Source organism: Candidatus Hakubella thermalkaliphila (assembly GCF_013281975.1).
Lineage (GTDB): Bacteria > Actinomycetota > Humimicrobiia > Hakubellales > Hakubellaceae > Hakubella > Hakubella thermalkaliphila.
In genome coordinates, this window is record NZ_BLRZ01000255.1 from 1 (window position 1) to 1,327 (window position 1,327).

The following is a 1,327-nucleotide window of genomic DNA, read 5'->3' on the forward strand; positions in this document are numbered from 1 at the left end:
AAAGCATGATCCAGACCTTCAAGAATCTGGTTCGAAGATCCGTAACTGTTCTCTATCCCTACGACAAAATTCTGGTTCCGGAGAGGGGCAGGGGTCTGCCCATGCTGCAAATAGACCCTGATACCCACAGAATTCTCTGTACCGGATGCGGAGAGTGCGTGAAGATATGTCCGGTAGGGGTTATCCGGGCCTCTTCCATTTCAGCAGAAGGGAAGAGCAAGGTTAAAGAATTCTCCATCGATATATCCAACTGCATCTTCTGCGGGTTGTGCGTTCAAGTATGTCCTGAGAATGCCTTGGAGATGACCTATAAGTATGAGCTGGCTGAAGCGGATCTGTCTCTGTTCCAATACAGCCTGGAGGATCTGGTAGAGCATGCCAGGCCCAAGGCCCGGGAGTTTTGGCTAGGATAGAGGAGAAGCAAATCAGAACATGAGAGAAATGCTCTTTGCCATTCTGAGTCTGAGCGCTGTGGTCACTTCCCTCCTGGTCATCAGCGTGCGCAGCACAGTCAAAGCTCTTTTGTATTTGACTCTTTTGTCTCTGAGCGTTCTGGGTATCCTGATTCTTTTACTCTCTCATTCTCTGGGACTGGTCTACTTTTTGGCTGTGGCAGGTACTTTTCTGAGTTTCTTCCTTTTTGGACTGTCCTCCAGGGAAGCCGACAGAAACACCAGGGAGACCACCTCCCTGCTCCGAAAAATGGCCTCCCTAGCCATAGCAGTTTCCTTCTTTGCCGGGACAGGTTATGGTATATGGGAGACTTCCTGGCAGATTAAGGTAGGGAAGGTCTTTACTCCCATCTATGCTTCTGATTTGGGAAAGTCTCTCTTCCTGGACCATACGGTGGCCATAATTCTTTTGACCAATATTGTAGCCGTCTCTCTCCTGGGAGCAGTCTTCATCATAAAAGGCAGGAGTGCAGGTAGTTGATACTGTTGAACATGCTGCTCCTTCTATCCCTGCTGATATTCTCCATAGGTCTGGCCGGAGCTCTCTTGAGGAGACACATGGTCTTTGTGCTTTTTTCCTTTGAGATCATGTTGAGCGCGGTAGTCATCAATCTGGCTGCTTTTTCGGCCTATCTTGACCCTGGAGATCCCAGAGGCGATGTGCTGGCTCTTTTCATAATGGGCGCTCTTCTATCTCAAATCATGTTAGGTGTTGCTATTGGCCACCGTGTTTTTGAGAATTCTGACTCTCTGAGAGTGAGTCTTTTTGAATTTAGCCTGGGGCACTTGTGGGAACGTAGTAGGTCAGTTGGGGAGGAAAAAGAAGAAATTGAGGAATCCGGGCAGAGGTAATCCCTCATCAGTTATGGGGGGGG

Annotated in this window: 3 protein-coding genes; all 3 read left to right on the forward strand. The window is 48.8% G+C overall.

Annotated elements, in window-relative coordinates; translation table 11 throughout:
* The coding region (locus HW443_RS11315) for a 4Fe-4S binding protein (protein WP_176238233.1) at window positions 1-413 on the forward strand (413 nt) is incomplete at its 5' end.
* Window positions 414-432: 19 nt separating this feature from the next.
* Complete coding sequence (locus HW443_RS11320) at window positions 433-933, forward strand: NADH-quinone oxidoreductase subunit J (protein WP_176235353.1); 501 nt, start codon at window positions 433-435, stop codon at window positions 931-933.
* Window positions 930-1,304, forward strand: a complete 375-nt coding sequence (nuoK, locus tag HW443_RS11325; RefSeq protein WP_176235354.1) for an NADH-quinone oxidoreductase subunit NuoK — start codon at window positions 930-932, stop codon at window positions 1,302-1,304. Before HW443_RS11320 ends, nuoK begins: the two co-directional genes overlap by 4 nt.
* Window positions 1,305-1,327: the final 23 nt, after the last annotated feature.

Bases quoted from the DNA above. Each gene is read 5' to 3' on its own strand.
- HW443_RS11320 (WP_176235353.1), top strand. From the start codon at position 433: ATGAGAGAAATGCTCTTTGCCATTCTGAGTCTGAGCGCTGTGGTCACT.